Below are 7,305 nucleotides of genomic sequence, written 5' to 3'. Positions count from 1 at the left end.
GGCCGCCGGGACCGCCGGGCGCCATGACGCGGCGGGCCCGGGCCCGGCGAGCGGCGCGGCGGCGGACCGGGCCGACCGGGCCTCGGCCGACCGCGGCCCCCTCACGGCGCCGACCGGCCGGGCCGCCGCGGCCATCGCCTTCGCCGAGGCCCAGCTCGGCAAGCCGTACGTGTGGGGGGCGACCGGACCCTCCGCCTACGACTGCTCGGGGCTCACCCAGGCGGCCTGGCGGGCGGCCGGGGTGTCGCTGCCGCGCACCACCTACACCCAGATCAACGCCGGCCGCCGGGTCTCGCGCTCCGAACTGGCCCCGGGCGACCTGGTGTTCTTCTACTCCGGCATCAGCCACGTCGGCCTCTACATCGGCGGCGGCCGGATGATCCACGCCCCCCGGCCGGGCGCCCCGGTCCGGATCGCCCCGATCGACGAGATGCCGTTCGCGGGCGCCACCCGGGTCGGCTGACCCGGGCAGACGGCCAGGGGTCAGACCAGGCGGCGGGCGGTCGCCCAGCGGGTCAGCTCGTGCCGGTTGGAGAGCTGGAGCTTGCGCAGCACCGCCGAGACATGCGACTCGACCGTCTTCACCGAGATGAAGAGCTGCTTGGCGATCTCCTTGTACGCATAGCCGCGGGCGATCAGCCGGAGCACCTCGCGCTCCCGCTGGGTGAGCCGGTCCAGGTCCTCGTCCACCGGCGGCGCGTCCGTCGAGGCGAAGGCGTCGAGGACGAAGCCGGCCAGGCGCGGGGAGAAGACGGCGTCGCCCTCCTGGACCCGGAAGATGGAGTCGACCAGGTCGGTGCCGGTGATCGTCTTGGTGACATAGCCGCGGGCGCCGCCCCGGATGACCCCGATGACGTCCTCGGCGGCGTCGGAGACCGACAGGGCGAGGAAGCGGACCGGGTTCTCCGGCGCCGCCATCAGGCTCGCGCAGCGGCGCAGCACCTCGACCCCGCCGCCGCCCGGCAGGTGCACGTCGAGGAGGACGACCTCCGGGCGGGTGGCGGTGATGACCGTGACCGCCTGGTCCACGTCCGCGGCCTCGCCGACCACCTCGACGCCCGTCACGTCGGTCCGGCCGATCTCGGCCTGCACGCCCGTGCGGAACATGCGGTGGTCGTCGACGAGCACGACCCGCACCCGGCGCTCCGCGCCCCGACCCGCCGTCTCGGTGCCGTTCCCGTTCCCGTCGCTCATCCGTCCGCCCTCTCCATCTCCAGCTCCACTTCGGTGCCCCCGCCCGGCACGGATCTCAGCCGCGCCGATCCGCCGTTGCGCTGCATCCGGCCGATGATCGATTCTCGTACGCCCATCCGGTCGCCCGGCACCGCGTCCAGGTCGAAACCGGGCCCGCGGTCCCGCACGGAGACGAAGACCGACCGGCCTTCCACCTCCGCGTAGACCTGCACCGGCCCGCCCTCGCCACCGTACTTGGCGGCGTTGACCATCGCCTCGCGCGCGGCCTGCATCTGCGCGGCGAGTTTCTCGTCGAGCGGGCAGTCGCCGACGACCACGACCTCCAGCGGGACGCCGTGCTTGTCCTCGACCTCGGCCGCGGCCCGCTTGACCGCCTCGGCGAGCGTGGCCGGCTCCTCCTCCTTGCCCGTGCCCTCCGGCTTGTACAGCCAGTTCCGCAGCTCCCGCTCCTGGGCGCGGGCGAGCCGGCGGACCTCGCCGGCGTCGTCGGCGTTGCGCTGGATCAGGGTCAGGGTGTGCAGGACCGAGTCGTGGACGTGGGCCGCGACCTCGGCGCGCTCCTGCGCGCGGATGCGCAGCGTGCGCTCCTCGCTGAGGTCCTGCGACATGCGCACCAGCCAGGGTCCGGCGAGCAGGGCTATGCCGGTGAGCACGGCGACCGCTGCGGTGAGCGCCGTGCCGAGTTCGGTGACGGAGCCGCGCAGGACGAGGAAGACGGCGAGGCCGGTGCCGACGAGGGCGACGCCGACGAGGCCGCGGGCGAGCTGGAAGGCGCGCCGTCGCCGGTCGGGGTCGGTCCAGCTGGCCCGGCGGGCGTTGTCGGCCTGCCGCCAAACAAGGACCACGCCGACGCCGATGAGGAGGGTCGGCCAGATGTACCGGCCGGCCTCCTGGTCGATCTTGACGGTGCCGACGAGGGCGGAGACGCCGAGCCCGAGCACGATGAGCGCGAGCACCTGGCCCTTGTCTGGCTTGCGCAGGCGTCTGCGGCCCTCGGGCGTGGTCTCGAACATGGGGCGCGGTGCGGCGCGGCCGCCGACGCCGAGGGGGACGACGATCCAGAACACCGCGTACAGCAGCGCGCCGAGGCCGTGCGTGAAGCCGAGCGCCACGAAGAACGCGCGGACCCAGACGACGGGCAGGCCGAGGTGTCCGGCGAGCCCGCGCGCGACACCGCCGAGCCACCGCCCGTCGGCGCTCCGGTAGAGCTTGCGGACGGGCGGTTCGTCGAGGTCGGCGACGCGAGCGGCTGCGGACATGGATTGATCGTCACACGTCCGGCGGTGCTCGGACATCAGGGTCGGCCCGGATATCGACCCTGGAACCGTCTCAGGGTGCGGGGCGCGCGGAAGATCAGGGTCGGGCCAGGGTCGGTCCCGGTGCCGTTCCGGGGTCACGGGCGGTCACCATGTACGCATGACGAGTTCGATGCCTTCGCAGCACGAGGCCCCGCCGCCGGCGGACGCCCCGCCCGCCCCGTCGCTCCGGCGGTCGCGCGGGCAGAAGGTCGTGGCCGGCGTGTGCGGCGGTCTCGGCCGGCACTTCGACGTGGACCCGGTGATCTTCCGGGTCGCGCTGGGCGTGCTCGCGGTGACCGGGGGCGTCGGACTGGTCTTCTACGGCTTCGCGTGGCTGCTGGTCCCGCTCGCGGGCGAGGAGGAGAACGAGGGGCGCAGGCTGCTGACCGGCCGGGTCTCGGGCTCCTCGCTGTCCGCGGTGCTGATGGCGCTGGTGGGCTGCGGCATCTTCCTGTCGACGCTGCACAACGGGGGTCTGCTGGCGTTCACGCTGGTCCTGTCGCTCGCGGTGAGCGGCGCGGCGGTGTGGTCGCAGCGGCGGCGGGCGGTCGCGGCGACCGCCGAGGAGGGCGGCCGGATAGACGCGGCCGCCGCCCTCGCGGTCGCCGAGGCGCCGCCGGAGACGATGGCGCCGCCGCTGGTGGAGTTCCCGTCCTGGTGGCGGGACCCGATAGTCAAGGACGGCTCGACCGGGAAGGTGGCCATCGGCTATCTGTGGGGCCCGCACGGGATCGTCGACAAGGACGGCCTGGTCGACGGCGAGGTGCCGAAGCCCGGCCAGCAGTGGGGTCCGCCGGTGGCGCCGGGCCGGCCGGCGGCGCCGGCTCGCAGGGCGGACGACAGTCAGCTGTCCATCGGCGGCCTGGTGTTCCTGCTCGCCCTGCTCGCGGGCGGTCTGGGCACGGGACTGTCGTGGCACAGCCACCCGCTGGGCACCAGCCTGCAGATCGGTCTGGCCGCCGCGCTCGCGGTGATCGGCCTGGGCCTGGCCGTCAGCAGTTTCCTGGGCCGCACCGGGTTCGGCACGCTGTGTCTGATGGTGCTGACCACGGGGCTGCTGGCGGTGGCGTCGGTGCTGCCGAAGGAGATCTCGACGGTCTGGGCGCGGGAGACCTGGCGCCCGGCGACGGTCGCGGCCGTGCAGCCGCGGTACGAGCTGGGGACCGGGATCGGCACGCTCGACCTGTCGCACCTGTCCGTTCCGGCAGGGACGACGGTGACCACGCGGGTCGAGGTCGGCGCGGGCAAGCTGAAGGTGATCGTGCCGCGCGACGCCACGGTGAAGCTGCGGGCCCAGGCGGGCCTGGGCGATCTGCGGCTGCCGCCGCAGCACGTGGCGGCGGTGCCGGCGCTGCCGGTGGCCCCCTCCGCCCCGGTGCAGTCCGGGGCTCCGACCGCGCCCGCCGCACCGATCGCGCCCACCGCGCCGTCGCCGCCGGCCCCGCCCTCGTCCACGCCCCCGGACGGGGACATCGACATCGCGCCGGGCCTCGACGAGTCCCGGACGCTCCCCCCGCCGCCGGGGGTCACCCCGGGCGGCACGCTCGACCTCTCCTTGGAGGTCGCGCTCGGACAGGTGGAGGTCATCCGTGCTGCTTCATGAGTTCCGCCCCGGCCGGCTGATCCTGGGCGCGGCCGCCCTGGCCCTCGCGGCGCTGTTCGCCGGGGACGCGGCCGGTGCCTGGTCCGTCGCCTGGTGGGTGGTGATACCGGTGCTGTGCGGGGGCCTCGGGCTCGCGGCGGTCGCCTCCTGGACGGCCTACCTGATACGCCGGCGCTCGGCGAGGAGGGCGTCCAGGGAGAACACGGGGGCGCCGGCCAGCAGCAGCGGCAGCCAGGCCACGAGATAGGGCAGGTCGTTGCCCAGGTAGTAGGGGCTCGCCTGCCAGCTGACGGTCAGCCACAGGCTCAGCGAGATCAGCGCCCCGCCGAGTGCGGCGAACCGGGTGAGGAGCCCGAGGAGGGTGCCGATGCCGACGGCGAGCTCGCCGAGGGCGAGGGCGTAGCCGAAGCCGACCGGGCTGTGCAGCGCCAGGTCGACGAGGGCGGGCAGGGCCGAGGTGTCGCGGACGCCCCGCATCATCTCGCCGATCGACTGGGAGCCGGTGGCGGAGAGGAAGGCGGGGTCGGTGAGCTTGTCGAGCCCGGCGTAGAGGAAGGTGATGCCGAGGAAGATCCGCAGCGGGACCAGGGCGTGACGGGAAGCGAGGGCCCGCAGGCCGCCGGAGCCACCGGCGCCGCCGGAACCGGCGACCGCGGCACCCCCCACCGGCACGGCGGCCCCGGCCGGCCCGCCGGGCGCCGTCGCGCCGTCGCTGCCCCGGTCCGTCGTCCCGTCCGTCCGTTCCGTCATCTGCGGCCGCCTCTCCGATCGATCTCGCACCTCTGTCCGAAGTCCGTCCGAAGACAGATTGTCGCCGGAGTTCCTGTGCGGAGGTACGGGAGGTGTCAGTCGACGACGTCGATCGTGACCCGGTTGGTCTCGACCCCGGCGGCGGTGACGACCGAGACCTCCACCCGCCCCGGTTCGACGTCGGCGGGGAGCGGGACGGTGAGGGCGGTGTCGGTCGGGTTGGCGAAGCCACCGGGGACCGGGACGAGGGGCACGTGGGCGTGGACCGGGCCGATGCGGACGACGAGCCGGGTCAGCGGGTCGGGGCCGGCCGCGCCCGGCGGGACGAAGCCGATGCCGCGGATCTCGATGTCGTCGCCGGTGCGGATCGGGGCGTCGAGGTCGCCGGCCTCACGGGCCCGGACCACCGAGAAGATCTTGGGCCGGCCGCCCTCGGCGCACTTGCCGAAGAGATAGCCGGTCACGGAGACGGCGACGAGCAGCACCAGCGCCCAGGGCAGTTCGGGCAGCCGGTCGGGGACGCGGCCGAGGCGGACGGCGGCGAAGGCGAGGACGGCGGTGGAGACGAGGACGTACTGGACGTCGGTGAGGGAGGCGCGGCCGTCGTCGTCGCAGAGCAGGTCGGCGGGGCGGGGCCGTTCGGCGCGGACCTTCTGCAGGCGCCGGGCGGCGACCCGCAGGGAGACGATCAGCCGGGCGGTGACGGTGGTCCAGCCGACCAGGACGAGGACGGTGAGCAGTCCGGCGCCGCGCCGCAGGCCCAGGTCGACGTGGGGCGCGCCGGTGGCCAGGCGCAGGGAGAGGAGCAGGACGGTGTAGCCGGAGAGGAGGAGCCAGCCGGCGGCGACGGTTCGGGAGGTGGAGAGCCGGTTGTCCTCGCCGAGCAGCGGGGCGAGGACGCCGCCCCGGTCGCGGTGCACCCTGGCCGCCGTGGTCAGGGCGGCGGCGAGGAGCAGGGCGGTGCCGAGGGCGGCGGTGCGGGTGCCGGTCCAGCCCGCGCCGAGAGCGGTGAGGGCCTGTCCGAGGAGCAGGGCGAGGACGGCGCCCCACACGGTGGCGAGGGTGGTCCGCTCGACCCGGCCGCGCCGGGCGACACCGGCCTCGCGGCCACGCGCCGTGACGGTGCGGGCGGACTGGGCGAGTTCGTCGGAGACCCACTGGCGGGAGGCGACCGGCGAGTGGGCGAGGGCGGCGGGCACCCCGTGGCCGGCGGCGAGCTCGTCGCGCCGGGCGAGGAAGGCGGCGACGGCCCGCCGGTGGCCGGAGCGTTCGCAGTGCGGGCAGCCGCCGTCCGGCGCGTGGCCCGCGTCCGACCCGTACTGTCTCGCCTCTTGCACCGCCACGGCGCCGCCCACTTCCCGATCCGTCCGTCACCCGTTGCCACTGCATGTCAACTGGCTGTCGATTCCCGGGAATTGTGTCGCATCGACTGCCCGCGCACAGGGCGTTCCACCCCTGTCACACGAGTGATTGGAGAGTCATCACATTGACGGAAAGGTGTGGTCCGCGACGTCCGTCACGACCGTTACGACAGCAGTTCGGGCTCCGCGCGGCTGATCCGCCGCCACATCGGCTGGTAGTTGATCCAGGCCACCAGGTCGCTGCCGAGCTGTTCGCGGGTGGCGACGGCGTCACGGTGGTCGATCAGCACCGGCTTGCCCGCGGCCCGCGCGGCGAGCTGCACCTCGGCGCAGCGCTCCATCGCGATGAACCACCAGGCGGCCGCGTCGACGGAGGAGCCGACCGTGAGCAGGCCGTGGTTGCGCAGCACGATCGCCTTGAGCCCGCCGAGGGCGACCGCGATCCGCCCGCCCTCCTCCGGGTCGACGGTGACGCCGGTGTAGGCGTCGTAGAGGGCGTGGTCCTGGTAGAAGGCGCACGCCTCCTGGGTGATCGGGTCGAGCAGTTCGCCGAGCGCGGCGAGGGCCCGGCCGTGCGTGGAGTGGGTGTGCGCGACGGCGACCACGTCGGGCCGGGCCCGGTGGACCTGGGCGTGCACGGTGAAGGCGGCCTGGTTGACGTGGTGGGCGCCGTACACGACCTGGCCGTCGCCGTTGACCAGGATCAGATCGCTCGCGGTGAGCTCGGCGAAGGGCGCGCCGAAGGGGTTCACCCAGTAGCAGTCGGGGTGCTCCGGGTCGCGCGCGGTGATGTGCCCGGAGACGCCCTCCTCGTAGCCGAGCCGTCCGAAGACCCGGAGTGCGGCGGCGAGTCGCTGCTTGCGGTGGGTGCGCTCCTCGGCGCTCGTCGCGTGGACGGGCGGCATCGCGAAGTGGAGCTGGTCGACGGGGACGGGCGCCGGAGTCGAGGTCATGGGCCGGAAGGTAACGCCCGGCCGGTCAACTCTCCAGAGTCCGGACGGACCCGGGTCGCGCGGACCGCCCGGGGAACAACGACTCCAGGACGCCGAACTGCTCCGCCACCACCATCGGTTGGTGGTTCGGCAGCATCACCCCGCCC

The 7,305-nt window shown here is 74.5% G+C and carries 7 protein-coding genes; 2 read left to right on the top strand and 5 right to left on the bottom strand.

The features are described 5' to 3' along the window. The coding region (locus tag ACWEJX_RS36930) for a C40 family peptidase (RefSeq protein WP_451611788.1) at positions 1-463 on the top strand (463 nt) is incomplete at its 5' end. Positions 464-483: 20 nt separating this feature from the next. Here the strand turns inward: ACWEJX_RS36930 and ACWEJX_RS36925 are convergent. Together ACWEJX_RS36925 and ACWEJX_RS36920 are read right to left on the bottom strand one after the other, a co-directional pair. After that, complete coding sequence (locus ACWEJX_RS36925; protein ID WP_451611787.1) at positions 484-1,194, bottom strand: LuxR C-terminal-related transcriptional regulator; 711 nt, start codon at positions 1,192-1,194, stop codon at positions 484-486. Then, entirely contained in the window at positions 1,191-2,453 is a 1,263-nt protein-coding gene (locus tag ACWEJX_RS36920; RefSeq protein ID WP_451611786.1) for a PspC domain-containing protein, read from the bottom strand. The genes ACWEJX_RS36925 and ACWEJX_RS36920 overlap by 4 nt, the downstream gene beginning before the upstream one ends. Before the next feature lie 157 nt (positions 2,454-2,610). On the opposite strand from ACWEJX_RS36920, the gene ACWEJX_RS36915 reads away from it, so the two are divergent. Beyond that, positions 2,611-4,095 (top strand): PspC domain-containing protein, encoded by a 1,485-nt coding sequence (locus ACWEJX_RS36915; protein ID WP_451611785.1) that lies wholly within the window; start codon positions 2,611-2,613, stop codon positions 4,093-4,095. A gap of 156 nt (positions 4,096-4,251) precedes the next feature. On the opposite strand, the gene ACWEJX_RS36910 is transcribed toward ACWEJX_RS36915, so the two are convergent. The 3 genes from ACWEJX_RS36910 to ACWEJX_RS36900 form a co-directional block, all read right to left on the bottom strand. Beyond that, a complete protein-coding gene (locus ACWEJX_RS36910; RefSeq protein ID WP_451611784.1) occupies positions 4,252-4,845 on the bottom strand; it encodes a DoxX family protein in 594 nt (197 codons plus the stop codon). Between the two features lie 95 nt (positions 4,846-4,940). Further along, on the bottom strand, positions 4,941-6,188 hold the full coding sequence (locus ACWEJX_RS36905; RefSeq protein ID WP_451611783.1) for a hypothetical protein: 1,248 nt from the start codon (positions 6,186-6,188) through the stop codon (positions 4,941-4,943). A gap of 182 nt (positions 6,189-6,370) precedes the next feature. After that, positions 6,371-7,159, bottom strand: a complete 789-nt coding sequence (locus ACWEJX_RS36900) for a class II aldolase/adducin family protein (RefSeq protein ID WP_451611782.1) — start codon at positions 7,157-7,159, stop codon at positions 6,371-6,373. Between the last annotated feature and the right edge of the window lie 146 nt (positions 7,160-7,305).

The sequence above is a fragment of the Streptomyces sp. NPDC004788 genome (genome assembly GCF_053601115.1).
The sequence above is the reverse complement of the archived record's forward strand: the minus strand, read 5'-3'. Positions and strand labels throughout refer to the sequence as shown.